At 73.4% G+C, this 14003-nt stretch carries 17 protein-coding genes; 12 read left to right on the top strand and 5 right to left on the bottom strand.

All coding sequences use genetic code 11. The features are described from left to right. The first annotated feature begins 11 nt into the window (after positions 1–11). Positions 12–833, top strand: a complete 822-nt coding sequence (locus ACIPPM_RS08490) for an ABC transporter permease (RefSeq protein ID WP_388992339.1) — start codon at positions 12–14, stop codon at positions 831–833. Positions 834–867: 34 nt separating this feature from the next. Further along, positions 868–1551, top strand: coding sequence for an AAA family ATPase (locus ACIPPM_RS08485; RefSeq protein WP_401444703.1), 684 nt, complete (start codon positions 868–870; stop codon positions 1549–1551). 6 nt (positions 1552–1557) lie between these two features. Here ACIPPM_RS08485 and ybaK read toward each other — a convergent pair whose 3' ends face one another. The 4 genes from ybaK to ACIPPM_RS08465 all read right to left on the bottom strand — a co-directional run bounded on the left by ybaK (position 1558) and on the right by ACIPPM_RS08465 (position 5625). Then, positions 1558–2067: a Cys-tRNA(Pro) deacylase gene (gene ybaK, locus ACIPPM_RS08480; RefSeq protein WP_401444701.1), complete on the bottom strand. Its 510-nt coding sequence runs from the start codon at positions 2065–2067 to the stop codon at positions 1558–1560. A gap of 23 nt (positions 2068–2090) precedes the next feature. Further along, a complete protein-coding gene (locus tag ACIPPM_RS08475) occupies positions 2091–2831 on the bottom strand; it encodes an LON peptidase substrate-binding domain-containing protein (RefSeq protein ID WP_401444698.1) in 741 nt (246 codons plus the stop codon). 111 nt (positions 2832–2942) lie between these two features. Next, positions 2943–3959, bottom strand: coding sequence for a hypothetical protein (locus ACIPPM_RS08470; protein ID WP_401444696.1), 1017 nt, complete (start codon positions 3957–3959; stop codon positions 2943–2945). 154 nt (positions 3960–4113) lie between these two features. Continuing rightward, entirely contained in the window at positions 4114–5625 is a 1512-nt protein-coding gene (locus ACIPPM_RS08465) for an oxidoreductase (protein WP_401446369.1), read from the bottom strand. Positions 5626–5936: 311 nt separating this feature from the next. On the opposite strand from ACIPPM_RS08465, the gene hisD reads away from it, so the two are divergent. The 10 genes from hisD (at position 5937) to ACIPPM_RS08415 (ending at position 13588) form a co-directional block, all read left to right on the top strand. After that, positions 5937–7262 carry a histidinol dehydrogenase gene (gene hisD, locus ACIPPM_RS08460; protein WP_401444693.1) on the top strand — a complete coding sequence of 442 codons (1326 nt, stop codon included), beginning with the start codon at positions 5937–5939 and terminating at the stop codon, positions 7260–7262. Continuing rightward, positions 7259–8365, top strand: a complete 1107-nt coding sequence (locus ACIPPM_RS08455) for a histidinol-phosphate transaminase (protein ID WP_401444690.1) — start codon at positions 7259–7261, stop codon at positions 8363–8365. The genes hisD and ACIPPM_RS08455 overlap by 4 nt, the downstream gene beginning before the upstream one ends. After that, the gene (hisB, locus tag ACIPPM_RS08450; protein WP_393597194.1) at positions 8362–8955 is read left to right on the top strand and encodes an imidazoleglycerol-phosphate dehydratase HisB; all 594 of its coding nucleotides are present in this window, start codon (positions 8362–8364) and stop codon (positions 8953–8955) included. The genes ACIPPM_RS08455 and hisB overlap by 4 nt, the downstream gene beginning before the upstream one ends. A gap of 5 nt (positions 8956–8960) precedes the next feature. Beyond that, positions 8961–9125: a hypothetical protein gene (locus ACIPPM_RS08445; RefSeq protein ID WP_401444687.1), complete on the top strand. Its 165-nt coding sequence runs from the start codon at positions 8961–8963 to the stop codon at positions 9123–9125. Continuing rightward, the gene (hisH, locus tag ACIPPM_RS08440; RefSeq protein WP_401444685.1) at positions 9116–9763 is read left to right on the top strand and encodes an imidazole glycerol phosphate synthase subunit HisH; all 648 of its coding nucleotides are present in this window, start codon (positions 9116–9118) and stop codon (positions 9761–9763) included. Before ACIPPM_RS08445 ends, hisH begins: the two co-directional genes overlap by 10 nt. A 4-nt stretch (positions 9764–9767) precedes the next feature. Then, positions 9768–10493 carry a bifunctional 1-(5-phosphoribosyl)-5-((5-phosphoribosylamino)methylideneamino)imidazole-4-carboxamide isomerase/phosphoribosylanthranilate isomerase PriA gene (priA, locus tag ACIPPM_RS08435; protein WP_401444682.1) on the top strand — a complete coding sequence of 242 codons (726 nt, stop codon included), beginning with the start codon at positions 9768–9770 and terminating at the stop codon, positions 10491–10493. Then, a complete protein-coding gene (locus ACIPPM_RS08430; protein ID WP_401444680.1) occupies positions 10490–10885 on the top strand; it encodes a RidA family protein in 396 nt (131 codons plus the stop codon). Before priA ends, ACIPPM_RS08430 begins: the two co-directional genes overlap by 4 nt. Next, positions 10882–11637, top strand: coding sequence for an imidazole glycerol phosphate synthase subunit HisF (gene hisF / locus ACIPPM_RS08425; RefSeq protein WP_401444678.1), 756 nt, complete (start codon positions 10882–10884; stop codon positions 11635–11637). Before ACIPPM_RS08430 ends, hisF begins: the two co-directional genes overlap by 4 nt. An 87-nt stretch (positions 11638–11724) precedes the next feature. Next, positions 11725–12315, top strand: a complete 591-nt coding sequence (locus ACIPPM_RS08420) for an ArsR/SmtB family transcription factor (protein WP_401444676.1) — start codon at positions 11725–11727, stop codon at positions 12313–12315. 13 nt (positions 12316–12328) lie between these two features. Continuing rightward, positions 12329–13588 (top strand): MFS transporter, encoded by a 1260-nt coding sequence (locus ACIPPM_RS08415; RefSeq protein WP_401444674.1) that lies wholly within the window; start codon positions 12329–12331, stop codon positions 13586–13588. Between the two features lie 7 nt (positions 13589–13595). On the opposite strand, the gene ACIPPM_RS08410 is transcribed toward ACIPPM_RS08415, so the two are convergent. Continuing rightward, positions 13596–13994, bottom strand: a complete 399-nt coding sequence (locus ACIPPM_RS08410; RefSeq protein WP_401444672.1) for a VOC family protein — start codon at positions 13992–13994, stop codon at positions 13596–13598. Between the last annotated feature and the right edge of the window lie 9 nt (positions 13995–14003).

Raw genomic sequence — 14003 nt, 5'->3', positions numbered from 1 at the left:
AGCAGCGCGTCGTGAGTGTCGTACCCGCCGAGGTGCTGCCGAGTGCCGCGAAGAGCGCGCCGGGGCAGGCGCGACGCGCGGCGGAGCTGGGGCCGCCCGTGCGGCTGTGGCCGTCGCTGGCCGCCGTCTACCGCGCCCAGCTGTCGCGGGCCCGGGTGGCGCGCATCCCGCTGCTGTTCGTGGCGACGTTCCAGTCGGTCGGCATCGCCGTGATGATGCGCGGTGTCGTGGACAGCGGGCCGGAGGCCCAGGCGGTGGTCGCCGGATCGTCCGTGCTCGTCGTCGCCTACGTGGCGCTGAACCTGCTCTCGCAGTACTTCGGCCAGCTGCGCGCCAGCGGCGGGCTCGACCACTACGCCACGCTGCCGGTGCCGCCCGCCGCCGTGGTGCTGGGCGCGGCCGCCGCGTACGCCTCCTTCACCGTGCCGGGGACGCTGGTGACCGCCGTGGTCGGCTGCGCGCTGTTCGGGCTGCCGCTGTCCAACCTGTGGGTGCTGCTCGCGGTGATCCCGCTGGCCGGGGCCGCGCTGTCCGGGCTCGGCGCCGCCTGCGGGCTGCTCGCGCCGCGCCCCGAACTCGCCACGCTGCTGGGCCAGCTCGGCATGTCGGCGGCGCTGCTGCTGGGTGTGCTGCCCGCCGACCGGATGCCGGGCATCGTGCTCCTCGCCCGCGATCTGCTGCCCTCCACCTACGGGGTGGAGGCGTACGCGCGGACCTTCGGTCCCGACCCGGACTGGGCGGTGGTACTCGCTGACCTGGGGGTGTGCGCGGGCGTCGGGGTGATCTCGCTGGCCGTGGCGACCCGGGCGTACCGCCGGGCCGCCGTCCGGTGACGCGGCGCGCGGCGCGACCTGGCACGATGTCAGGGTGACCGCACCCCTGACTCCGCCACCGCCGCCGCACGACGACTTCGCGCATCAGCACGGAGGGGGCCCCTCGGGCGGGACACCGGTCGCGGACCCGTACGGACAGGACGGCCCCGGTATGAAGACCGAAGTACGCGAAGCCGTGGCCGTGGCCGTGGCGGTGGCGCTCTCCGGGGTGCTGCTCGGGCTGCTGTGGTGGTGGCTGGCCCCGCACGTGCCGCTCGTCGGCGAGCAGACCGACCGGAGCTGGGTGGTCTACCTCAAGGACACCGAGGGCGAGCAGGCAGCCGGGGTGGACGGCACGTTCGCCCTGCTGGGCCTGGCCTTCGGGCTGATCAGCGCGGGCCTGGTGTTCCTGCTGCGGCGACTCGGGGGCGTGCCGCTGGTGGTGGGCCTGGGCGTCGGCGGCCTGCTCGGCTCGCTGCTGGCCTGGCGGCTCGGGGTGTGGCTCGGCCCGACGTCGGACGTCATCGCGCACGCCAAGGCGGTCGGCGCGGGCGTCACCTTCCCGGCCCCGCTCCGGCTCGGCGCCAAGGGCGCCCTGCTGGCCTGGCCGCTGGGCGCCCTCCTGGTCCACCTCGGCCTGACGGCCCTCTTCGGCCCCCGCGACCCCGACCCGTACGAGCCCCGCCGGTACGAGGAGGAGCCCCACGGCCAGGGCCCCTACGGGCCGCCTCCCGCCTAGCGCTCGTCAGGCGCGGCCGATGGGGGCCAGTACGGCCTTCGTCAGGGTGGCGAGGTCGGCCGGGGCGAGCTCGACCTCCAGGCCGCGTCGGCCCGCGGAGACGCAGATCGTGGGGTGCGCCCCGGCCGACTCGTCCAGCACCGTGGGGAGCTTCTTGCGCTGCCCCAGCGGGGAGATGCCGCCGCGGACGTAGCCGGTGGTGCGCTCGGCGAGCGCGGGGTCGGCCATCGCCGCCCGCTTGCCGCCGACGGCCGCGGCCAGCGCCTTCAGGTCCAGCGTGCCGGAGACCGGGACCACGGCCACCGTCAGGGTGCCGTCCACGTCGGCCACCAGCGTCTTGAAGACGCGGTCGGGGGAGACGCCCATCGCCTCGGCGGCCTCCTCGCCGTAGGAGGGGTGGGCGGGGTCGTGCTCGTAGGAGTGGACCGTGTGGCCGACGCCCGCCGCGGTGAGGGCCACCGTGGCGGGCGTGCCGCCCGCTCCTGACGTCTGCTGCTTCTTGGACTTCTTCGCCATCGCGGGTGTCGGCCTCGGTTCCCTCAGTTCAGACTGGTACGCGCCCGCGTCAGCTCGAACGCGGGCAGTGAGGGCAGACTACGGATGATCGCCGTCTCCGAGCGAAGCAGTTTCAGCTCGTCCCGCAGCCGGGAGGCGGTGTCCGGGGCCTGGAGGAGACGCTGCTTGGTAGGGGTGTCCAGCACCATCGCGGCCGCCACCAGGTAGGAGATCACGCTGGGGTCGTCCGGCAGGTCGGAGTCGGCGGAGATGGAGCGCTCATGGGCGCCCGCCAGCCGCTTCTGGTACTGCTGGAAGGAGCGGAGCACGCCCTCGGCGAGCGCGCCCGCCTCGTCGCCGGGGTCCTCCTCCAGCTCCTCCACCTCGGCGGTCAGGAACGACCCCGAGCCGTCAACCGAGAGCAGCCGGACCCGGGTGGTGCCCGTGCACAGCACCTCGAAGGTGCCGTCGGTCCGCTCCCGGATGGTCGCGGCCTCCGCCACACAGGCCACTCGGTGCAGCGCCTTCAGCGGGTCCGGGCCGAACCCGGCCGCCGGGCCTTCGTCGGTCGCGGTGTCGGGGTCCGGCAGGCCCATGGCGCTCGGCGCCAGCTGATGGCCGTCACGGATCGCCACGATGACGAACCGGCGCGGCTCGTCCTCCGGGGTCTTCAGCAGCTCGCGCATCATGGCGCGATACCGCTCCTCGAAGACGGACAGCGGCAGGACGAGTCCCGGGAACAGCGCCGTGTTCAGCGGGAAGAGGGGCAGGCGGGCGGTGGTCACGACGCCCCAGCCTAATGGTCGGGTCCGCGGGAGCGTCCGCGGCGCCAGCGGTTGCCTCACCGATCTTGGCCCGCCGGGCCGCTGCCGGGCCCCCGTCGGGCCCCATCGGGCTCAGGGACGGGGGCGCCGCGGGGTCGGGAGCAGGGCGGCCAGCGCGGCGGGCGGGGCGCCGGTCAGCAGGGCGTCGCGCAGCCGCAGGAAGTGGCCGAGCGGGTCCTCGGAGACCCGGTTCCACGGGTACGAGGTGGCGTACGGGCCGATCAGCGCCAGCTGGGCGCGGGCCTCCTCCCAGCGCTCCAGGCGCAGCAGGACGTACAGGAGCTTGTTGCGGACCTCGGCCGTGCGGGGGTCGGCCGCCGGGAAGCGGGCGGAGAGGGCCACCGCGCGGTCGGCCGCGGCGAGCAGCCGGTCGCGGGGCACCACGGGGCCGCAGACGTCGGTCAGATAGCCGAAGGCGGCCCGCAGCGGCAGCGCCTGGACCAGCGAGCCGGGCGGCGCGTCCTGGGCGGCGGGCTCGGCGAAGTCGAAGCACTCGCGGTGCGAGCCGTGCCAGAAGGTGGCCAGATAGCGCAGCGCGGCCACATGACAGCCGTAGTGGTGCGGGGAGCGCCGTACGGCCGCCTCCCACAGCTCCTCGAAGTACTTGTGGCCCGCCCGGGAGCCGCGCGCGTGGTCCAGCGCGATCCGCCAGGGCACCGGGTCGCGGTCGTCGGCCCGGGCGGCGGCCGTGATCAGCGGGCTGACCTCGCGCAGCAGCTCGGCGCGGCCCGGCGAGGGCCAGGCGCGGTCCACCGCCAGCTGGGCGCCGACGAGCACCACGCCGGGGTCGCCGGGATCGGCCGCGCGCCACGCCTCGAACCACTCGGGGCGGGAGCGGGCGAAGGCGGCGAGCCGGGTGGCGTAGGCGTCGCGCTCCTCCCACTGGCCCGCCGCGCGGGTGGCCGCGAGCAGGGCGGCGGCGACCGGGAACTCGCCCTGCCCGGCCGCGACCAGGGCGGGGGAGAGGCGGTCGTCGGGCGCGTCGAGGATGACGTCGTCGGCCGGTGCGGGGGAGTCCGGGCGCGAGGCGCGTCGTGTCTTCCGGGTGGGGCGGAAAAACGCCGGCAGCAGAACCATGGTGTCGACCATTGAAAGTCCGCAGGTCGGGCCCGCGCCAGAGGGTTCGGGCAAGTCGTGGAAGGTTGTGCCCCCGAAGGTCAAGGAAGCGCAAAAAGGTAACTTTTCCACCATTGTCAGGCCCCTGCCACCGCGCTTGCCCCATGCACCCCTCCCGCCCCGCGCGTCAGCTCCGCCGCAGCAGCCGCGTGGCGCCCGCCGCCACCGCCGTGGCCAGCACCCAGCCCAGGATGATCAGCACCGCCGCGAGCCACGGCCACGCCCCGCGCAGCCGCCACTGGTCCAGCTGCCCCAGGTCGATCACCGGCAGCAGCAGATCCAGGGTGAGCAGCGCCGGACTCCACGCCGGACGGTCCTCCGGATGCACGGGCGGCGGATCGGCGTGCGCGAACGCCAGGGTGCCCGCCGCCCACAGCACCGCCATCCACACCGCGGCCCGGCCCGGCCGGTAGCCGTAGGCGACCGCCCAGTCCTGCGCGTACCCCCACAGCTTCAGCGCCGGGGGCAGCGTCTCCCTGCGTCTGCGGTGCTTGGCGAGCAGCACCTCGCGGGCGTCCTCGTCCTCCCCGGCCGCGCGCAGCACGGCGGCCAGCCGCTCGTACGGCTCCGGGTGGTACTCGGCGGTCGCCGCCGCCACCCAGTCCAGCCGGTGGGCCAGCGGGAACGGGCCGCGCGGCACCAGGTTCTCGTACGCGAAGCCGCTCATCTGGAGGTTGCCCGGCTCCGGCCAACTGCCCGCGTGGTCCACCAGGTTGACCGTCCGGGCGCCGGACAGCACCACCCGCCCTGACGGCGGCCGGTCCCCGAGGAAGCGCAGCTCGGGCGTATGTATCCGGCGCAGCGACAGCTCCTGGTCGTCGGTGAGCACGAACCGCGCCCCCTCCAGGTCCACCGCGTCCCCGAACCGGCCGTCGTCCAGCCGCAGCCCGCCCCGGCACTCGAACCGCTGCACCCGCGTCCCGCGCGCCGGGGTCGTCCCGCTCAGCAGCGGACTGCCCACCGCGGCCGGGGTCAGGTACAGGGTCCGCTCCACCGTGAGCTGCGGGGCGTTCAGCGCGAGCCGGGCGTACGGGTTGGACAGCCGGGCCCCGCGCAGGCTCAGCGACACCCCGACCTGGGCGCCGCGCAGCCGCAGCTCGCCGTACGACTCCAGCATCTCCGCCTGGAGGTCCTGGCCGACCGTCATGCCGTCCGCCGTGATGGACCGCCCGCTGCGGTCCCGGTGCGCCACCGCCTGGTTGAGCATCAGGTCGGTGCCGATCCGGGCGTCGGTCAGCCGGACGCCGGTACGGAACCGGCAGCGCGCCAGATGCAGATCGCCCTCGGTGCGCACCCGCGCCGCCTCCAGCCGGGGTATCGCGCAGTCCACCAGCCGCACGGTGGTGAAGTGCGCCTCCGGCACCCGGACCTCCTCGTCGAACCGGCAGCCGCGCAGCTCCACGTACGGCGTGACGGTGCCGCCCGCCAGGTCCACCGTGCCGGTGATCCGCACCCCGGTCAGCTTCAGCGAGGAGACCCGGCCCGCGAGCGCGGGCGGCCCGTCCAGCAGCAGCCAGCACACCACCCGCGCCCGCACACTGCGCTCCGCGCCCCAGGGGACGCCGCCGTGCGGATCGTCCACGGCCGTCTCGCCGCCGCTCAGGTCGTACACGCTGCCGTTGCGGAACGCCTGCCACATGCCCGCCTCGGCCGGGGTCAGATCGTCCGGCAGCTCCGCGGCGCCCGGACCCGCCGTCAGTGCTTCGGTCACCGCGGCTCCTCTCCCGTCTCCCGCGAGTCGGCCACGGGCGTCCACGCCCGGCCCGCCGCCCACGTCCGTCCCATCCGTCGTTTCCCGGCTCATGCCCGCTGAGTGACGGGTTCGACACACAAAGTGAGGGTGAATTCGCGAGTTCCGGCCACGCTCTGTCGCAGTGCTTGTCTTACGTTCTGTATCAGCCATTGATACGCGCGGACAGGCCCCGGCGGCGGTCTGAGAGAATTGGGACTGTGATCTCCCGAATCGATCTGCGCGGCGACGCCCTCCCCGAGGGCCCCGCCCTGCGCGACCTGCTGCCCCGAGCCGACTTCGACGTCTCGGCCGCCCTGGAGAAGGTGCGTCCGATCTGCGAGGCCGTGCATCATCGTGGCGACGCGGCACTGATCGACTTCGCGGAGAAGTTCGACGGAGTACGGCTGGAATCCGTCCGTGTCCCGGCCCAGGCGCTCACCGACGCGCTTCAGGCCCTCGACCCGGCCGTGCGCGCCGCCCTGGAGGAGTCCATCCGCCGGGCCCGCCTGGTCCACCGCGCCCAGCGCCGCACCACCCACACCACCCAGGTCGTCCCCGGCGGCACCGTCACCGAGAAGTGGGTCCCCGTCGACCGGGTCGGGCTGTACGCGCCCGGCGGCCGCTCGGTCTACCCCTCCTCCGTGATCATGAACGTGGTGCCCGCGCAGGAGGCCGGGGTCGAGTCCATCGCGCTCGCCTCGCCCGCGCAGGCCGAGTTCGCCGGACTCCCGCACCCGACGATCCTCGCCGCCTGCGCCCTGCTCGGCGTGGACGAGGTGTACGCGGCCGGCGGCGCCACCGCCGTGGCGATGTTCGCGTACGGCACCGAGTCCTGCGCGCCCGCCAACATGGTCACCGGCCCCGGCAACATCTGGGTCGCCGCCGCCAAGCGCTACTTCACCGGCAAGATCGGCATCGACGCCGAGGCCGGTCCCACCGAGATCGCCGTGCTCGCCGACGAGACCGCCGACCCGGTGCACGTCGCCTCCGACCTGATCAGCCAGGCCGAGCACGACCCGCTGGCCGCCGCCGTCCTCGTCACCGACTCGGTCGCGCTGGCCGACGCGGTCGAGGAGGAGCTGAAGACGCAGGTCGCCGCCACCAAGCACATCGACGACCGGATCGTGCCCGCGCTGAACGGGCAGCAGTCCGCGATCGTCCTCGTCGACGGCGTCGAGGAGGGCCTGCGGGTGGTCGACGCGTACGGCGCCGAGCACCTGGAGATCCAGACCCGCGACGCGGCCGCCGTCGCCGACCGGGTGCGCAACGCGGGCGCCGTCTTCATCGGCCCCTGGGCGCCCGTCTCCCTCGGGGACTACGCGGCCGGTTCCAACCACGTGCTGCCCACCGGCGGCTGCGCCTGCCACTCCTCCGGCCTGTCCGTCCAGTCCTTCCTGCGCGGCATCCACATCGTCGACTACACGAAGGACGCGCTCGCCGAGGTCGCCCACCACGTGGTGACCCTCGCGGAGGCGGAGGACCTGCCCGCGCACGGCGCGGCGGTCAAGGCCCGCTTCGACTGGAAGGTACCGGGGACCAAGTGACCGGCATCGACGATCTCCCCGTCCGGGACGAGCTGCGCGGCAAGTCCCCCTACGGCGCGCCCCAGTTGGACGTCCCCGTCCGGCTGAACACCAACGAGAACCCCTACCCGCTGCCCGAACCGCTGGTCGAGCGGATCGCGGAGCGGGTGCGCGAGGCCGCGCGGAACCTGAACCGCTACCCCGACCGGGACGCCGTCCAGCTCCGCACCGAACTGGCCGAATACCTCACCCGGACCGGGCGCCACGCCCTCGGCATGGCGAACGTCTGGGCGGCCAACGGCTCCAACGAGGTCATCCAGCAGCTCCTGCAGACCTTCGGCGGCCCCGGCCGCACCGCGATCGGCTTCGAGCCGTCGTACTCGATGCACGCGCTGATCGCGCGCGGCACCGGCACCGGCTGGATCTCCGGGCCGCGCGGTGCGGACTTCACCATCGACCTGCCCGCCGCCGTGCACACCATCACCCGGCACCGGCCCGACGTCGTGTTCATCACCACCCCCAACAACCCCACCGGCAACGCCGTCCCGCCCGAGACGGTCCTCGCGCTGTACGAGGCCGCGCAGGCGGCGAAGCCGTCCATGGTGATCGTGGACGAGGCGTACATCGAGTTCAGCCACGGCGACTCGCTGCTGCCGCTCCTCGAGGGCCGCCCCAACCTGGTGATCTCGCGGACCATGTCCAAGGCGTTCGGCGCCGCCGGACTGCGCCTCGGCTACCTGGCCGCCGACCCCGCCGTGGTGGACGCCGTCCAGCTGGTCCGGCTGCCCTACCACCTGAGCGCCATCACCCAGGCGACCGCGCTGGCCGCGCTGGAGCACACCGACACGCTGCTCGGCTACGTCGAGCAGCTCAAGGCCGAGCGGGACCGGCTCGTCACCGAACTGCGGGCCATCGGCTACGAGGTGACCGAGTCCGACGCCAACTTCGTGCAGTTCGGCCGCTTCGAGGACACCCACGGCGCGTGGCAGCGCATCCTCGACAAGGGGGTGCTGGTCCGGGACAACGGCGTGCCCGGATGGCTGCGGGTGTCCGCCGGAACCCCTGAAGAGAACGACGCGTTCCTCGACGCGGTACGGGACTTGAAGAAGGAGCTTGACGCATGAGCCGCACAGGACGCGTGCAGCGCACCACCAAGGAGACCTCGGTACTGGTCGAGATCGACCTCGACGGCACCGGCAAGACCGACATCGCCACCGGCGTCGGCTTCTACGACCACATGCTCGACCAGCTCGGCCGGCACGGTCTGTTCGACCTCACCGTGAAGACCGAGGGCGACCTGCACATCGACACCCACCACACCATCGAGGACACCGCCCTCGCGCTCGGCGCCGCCTTCAAGCAGGCGCTCGGCGACAAGGTGGGCATCTACCGCTTCGGCAACTGCACGGTCCCGCTGGACGAGTCCCTCGCCCAGGTCACCGTCGACCTCTCCGGCCGCCCCTACCTCGTGCACACCGAGCCCGAGAAGATGGCGCCGATGATCGGCGAGTACGACACCACGATGACCCGGCACATCCTGGAGTCCTTCGTCGCCCAGGCCCAGATCGCGCTGCACGTGCACGTGCCCTACGGGCGCAACGCGCACCACATCGTGGAGTGCCAGTTCAAGGCCCTGGCCCGCGCCCTGCGCTACGCCAGCGAGCACGACCCGCGCGCGGCGGGCATCCTCCCCTCCACGAAGGGCGCGCTGTAAATCCCATGACCGGACTGTCCACCATCCTGATCGTCGTCGGCCTCTTCCTGGTCGGCGGCATCATCTCCTTCGTCAAGCAGAAGATGCCCACCAGCCTGATCGTGCTGGTTTCCATCGGCGCGGCCATGTGCCTGGTCGCGGGCGTCATGCGGCTGGAGGTGTGGAGTTGAGCGACGTGAAGAAGGTCGTGGTCTTCGACTACGGCTTCGGCAACGTCCGTTCCGCCGAGCGCGCGCTGGCCCGCGTGGGCGCCGAGGTCGAGATCACTCGCGACTTCGACAAGGCGATGAACGCCGACGGCCTGCTGGTGCCCGGCGTCGGCGCGTTCGCCGCCTGCATGACCGGCCTGCGCGAGGCCCGCGGTGACTGGGTCGTCGACCGGCGCCTGTCCGGCGGCCGCCCGGTGCTCGGCATCTGCGTCGGCATGCAGATCCTGTTCGCGCGCGGCATCGAGCACGGCGTGGAGACCGACGGCCTGGACGAGTGGCCCGGCACGGTCGGCCCGCTCCAGGCCGAGGTCGTGCCCCACATGGGCTGGAACACCGTCGATGCCCCGGCCGACTCGCGCCTGTTCGCGGGGATGAGCCCCGAGGACCGCTTCTACTTCGTGCACTCCTACGCGGTGCAGGACTGGGACTTCGAGCAGCTCAACGCGGCCATGACCCCGCCCGCGGTGACCTGGTCGACCTACGGTGGGCCGTTCGTGGCCGCCGTGGAGAACGGCGCGCTGTCCGCCACCCAGTTCCACCCCGAGAAGTCCGGCGACGCCGGTGCCCAGCTCCTCACCAACTGGATCGGAACCCTCTAAGACCATGGCCAAGCTCGAACTGCTCCCCGCCGTCGACGTCCGCGACGGCCAGGCCGTCCGTCTCGTGCACGGCGAGTCCGGCTCCGAGACCTCCTACGGCTCCCCGCTGGAGGCGGCCCTCGCCTGGCAGCGCGCGGGCGCCGAGTGGCTGCATCTGGTCGACCTGGACGCCGCGTTCGGCACCGGTGACAACCGCGCCCTGGTCGCCGAGGTCGCGGGCGCGATGGACATCAAGGTGGAGCTGTCCGGCGGCATCCGCGACGACGACACCCTCGCCGCCGCCCTCGCCACCGGCTGCACCCGCGTCAACCTCGGCACCGCCGCGCTGGAGACCCCCGAGTGGGTCGCCAAGGTCATCGCCGAGCACGGCGACAAGATCGCGGTCGGCCTCGACGTACGCGGCACCACCCTGCGCGGCCGCGGCTGGACCCGCGACGGCGGCGACCTCTACGAGACCCTCGCCCGCCTGGACCAGGAGGGCTGCGCCCGCTACGTCGTCACCGACATCGCCAAGGACGGCACCCTCCAGGGCCCCAACCTGGAGCTGCTGCGGAACGTCTGCGCGGCCACCGACCGCCCGGTCGTCGCCTCCGGCGGCGTGTCCTCGCTGGACGACCTGCGCGCCATCGCCGACCTGGTGCCGCTCGGCGTCGAGGGCTCCATCGTGGGCAAGGCGTTGTACGCCGAGGCGTTCACCCTGGAAGAGGCGCTCGCGGCGGTGTCCCGGTGAGTGACGTCCGCCGGGTGAGTACGGGCGCGCCCTGGGAGGACCAGTTCGGCTACTCCCGCGCCGTCGAGCTGCCCAACGGCCTGGTGCTGGTCTCGGGCTGCACCTCCATCGTGGACGGTCAGATCGCCGGGGGCGGCCCGTACGAGCAGGCCGTGAACGCCTTCGCCGTCGCGCTGGGCGCGCTGGAGCAGGTGGGCCTCGGGCGCGACGATGTGGTGCGCACCCGTATGTACATCACCCATGCCCGGGACGTGGAGGAGGTCGGACGCGCACACAAGGAGCTGTTCGACTCCGTCCGGCCCGCCGCATCCATGATCATCGTCTCTGGTTTCGTGGACCCCAGCCTGGTCGTCGAGATCGAGGTGGAGGCGTTCCGAGGAGTGTCCGCATGACCCTGGCCGTACGAGTGATCCCCTGCCTGGACGTGGACAACGGCCGGGTCGTCAAGGGCGTCAACTTCCAGAACCTGCGCGACGCGGGCGACCCGGTGGAGATGGCCAAGGTCTACGACGCCGAGGGCGCCGACGAGCTGACCTTCCTGGACATCACCGCCTCCTCCGGCGACCGGGAGACCACCTACGACGTGGTGCGCCGCACCGCCGAGCAGGTCTTCATCCCGCTCACCGTGGGAGGCGGCGTCCGCACCGCCGAGGATGTGGACAAGCTGCTGCGCGCGGGCGCCGACAAGGTGGGCGTCAACACGGCCGCCATCGCCCGGCCCGACCTCATCCGGGAGATCGCCGAGCGGTTCGGCCGCCAGGTGCTGGTCCTCTCGGTGGATGCCCGCCGCACCCCGTCCGGCTCCTTCGAGGTCACCACCCACGGAGGCCGCAAGGGCACCGGCATCGACGCGGTCGAGTGGGCGCACCGGGCCGCCGAGCTGGGCGCGGGCGAGATCCTGCTCAACTCGATGGACGCGGACGGCACCAAGGACGGCTACGACCTCGACATGCTCGCGGCCGTCCGCAAGCACGTCTCCGTCCCGGTCATCGCCTCCGGCGGCGCGGGCGCCCTCTCCCACTTCGCACCCGCCGTGGACGCGGGCGCGGACGCGGTCCTGGCCGCCTCCGTCTTCCACTTCGGCGACCTCCGCATCGGCGAGGTCAAGCAGACCCTGCGGGACGCGGGCCACCCGGTCCGCTGACCACCTCGCCCTCACCCGGACACGATACGCAAGGAAAGTTGCGCAAGAAATGTTGTGCAACTTTCCTTTCGTATCTACCGTGGGGGCATGCCGGACAAGGAACGGGACCTCCCGATCACCGACGTGGGCACCCTCAAGGCGCTCGCCCACCCGCTGCGCATGAAGCTGTACCGCGCGCTGTGCGTCGCCGACCGGGCGACCGCCTCCCAGCTGGCCGAGCAGGTCGACGAGGCGGTCTCGCTCGTCAGCTACCACCTGCGCAAACTCGCGGAGCACGGGCTCATCGAGGAACCGGCGGCCCAGGGCGCCGACGGCCGCGAACGCTGGTGGCAGCCCGCCTCCGCGGGGGTCAGCGTCCGCGACCGGGACTTCCGGGACGCCCCCGAGAAGGCCGCCGCCCACCTGGCCGCCACCCGGCTCTTCCACGAGCAGCGCGCCGAGCTGTACCGCCGCTACCTGGACGAGCGGCCCCTCTGGAGCGCCGAGTGGAACGCGGCCGCCCCCGACAGCGAGTCCCTGCTCCGGCTGACCGCCGGGGAACTGGACGGCCTCCGCGCGGAACTGACCGCGCTGGCGAAGAAGTACGACGAGAAGGGACGGGCCGCCGTGGCCGCCGGAGACACCGAGGGCCGCGAACACGTCGCCCTCCACATCTACGGATTCCCGTTCCGTGTCTGAGGGGGCCGGGCCGGTGACCGCCACCACCGTCATACCGCCGGGCGGCACAGACGCCGACGCCGTCCGCGCGGCGCACCGCGACCCCAACGTGCTGCGCTGGCTGGGGGCGTACACCGCGTCCATGCTCGGGGACAACGTCTACTACATCGCGCTGTCCTGGGCCGCCGTGCGGGCGGGTAGTCCTTCGGAGGCGGGGGCGGTGATGGCGGCCAGTGCGGTGCCCAGGGCGTTGCTGCTGCTGGGCGGCGGGGTGATCGCGGACCGGTTCGGGCCGCGCCGGGTGGTCGTCGGGAGCGATGCCGTGCGCTGCGCGGCCGTGCTCGCCGTCGCCGTGCTGCTCTTCGTCAGCACGCCCGGACTGTGGCCGCTCGCCGCGCTGGCGCTGGTCTTCGGCGCCGTCGACGCCGTCTTCATGCCTGCCGTCGGCGCGCTCCCGGCCCGCATCACCGCACCCGGCCAGCTCGCCCGGGTCCAGGGACTGCGCGGGCTCGCCATCCGGGTCGCCGGTGTCGTCGGCGCGCCGCTCGGCGGACTCGGTGTGGCCATGGGCGGCGCGGCCACCGCGTTCGGGCTGGCCGGACTGCTCATCGCGCTCTCGCTGCCCCTGCTGATCACCGTCCGGATCAGGCCGCTGCCCGCCGAGGAGACCGCCCGCGAGACGGGCACCGCCTGGGCAGGGCTGGTGGACGGCCTGCGCCACGTCCGCCGCCACCGCGTGCTCGGCCCGCTGATGCTGGCCATCGCGCTCGGCGACTTCGGCTTCGTCGGCCCGCTCAACGTCGGGCTCACCCTGCTCGCCGACCGGCGCGGCTGGGGCGCGACCGGCATGGGCTGGGTGCTCGCCGGGTTCGGCGTCGGCGCGGGCGCCGTCTCGGCTCTGCTCGCCGTACGCGGCCGGATACCGCGCGCCGGGCTCACCGCCGCCTGCTCGATCCTCGCCGGGTCCGTCGCCATCGGCGCCCTCGCCTATGTGCCGGTGCTCCCCGCCGCGGTCGGCGTGGCCCTGCTGGTCGGGCTGCTCGCCGGGCTCAGCGGCGCGATGTGCGGGGCGCTGCTCCAGACCCAGGCCGACCCCGCCTACCTGGGCCGGATCACAGCCGTCGCCAGCCTGGTCAGCTTGGGGCTCGCCCCGCTGAGCATGCCGTTCGCGGCCGCCGCGATCGGACTCTGGGGGCTCGGGCCGGTGTTCGTGGCCAGCGCCGCGGTGTGCGGGCTCGGCGGGGTCGTCGTGCTGTGCTTCCCGCACCTCAGGCGGGCCGAACTCCCGGCCTGAGGCGCGGTCAGTGCAGCCGCTGGGTCAGCTGCACCAGGTTGCCGACCGTGTCGTCGAACACGGCCGCCAGCACCGGCCCCTGTTCCTGCGGGGGATGGGTGAACCGGACACCGGCGGCGCGCAGCCGCTCGTACTCCACCCGCATGTCGTCCACCTCGAACACGATGGTCGGCAGGCCCGCCTCGTACAGCGCGGTGCGGTACGGCTCGGCGATCGGGCCCCCGCCGGGCTCCAGCAGCAGCTGGAGGTCCGGCTGGGCGCCGTCGGGCGCGCCGACCGTCACGAACAGCACGCCGTCACCGAGGTCCATGTGCAGCCTGGTCTCGAACCCCAACACTTCCGTGTAGAAGGTGTGGGCCCGCGCCACGTCGTCCACGTACACCCCGGTCATGGCGACCTTGATCATGGCGGTGCC

Origin of the sequence: Streptomyces sp. NPDC090119, assembly GCF_044747085.1 — a bacterium.
Taxonomy (GTDB): domain Bacteria; phylum Actinomycetota; class Actinomycetes; order Streptomycetales; family Streptomycetaceae; genus Streptomyces.
This window is presented reverse-complemented; position numbering and strand designations above follow the sequence as displayed.